Source organism: Candidatus Dedyshia acidiphila (assembly GCF_051025295.1).
Taxonomy (GTDB): domain Bacteria; phylum Acidobacteriota; class Terriglobia; order Terriglobales; family Acidobacteriaceae; genus KBS-83.
On record NZ_JBMGJV010000178.1, the window covers coordinates 1 to 248 of the forward strand.

Consider the following 248-nt stretch of genomic DNA (forward strand, 5'->3'; position numbering starts at 1 on the left):
AGGGTAAATCGCCCTGACCGACAACGACGAGGCGGTTTGCGCGCGCCTCCCGCATTTCCTGTTGCCTCAACTCGTCAGCAGATGGACCCGGGTCACAGGCAAACTGGATCTGAGCGCGAACTTTTTTCAACTCAGCCGGGTCAGAGCATTCAGACGAAGAATGCCCAAGATTTTGGCATACGTTTTTGAGTTGCTGATCGCAGGATTTTGCCTGCACTTGATCAGGAAGGGTCGCTTCGATTTGCGGC

1 protein-coding gene is annotated in these 248 nt (G+C 54.4%); it reads right to left on the reverse strand.

Annotated elements, in window-relative coordinates:
• A partial coding sequence (locus tag AC5IJH_RS18530; RefSeq protein ID WP_491904291.1) for a hypothetical protein occupies positions 1–248 on the reverse strand: 248 nt, incomplete at both ends.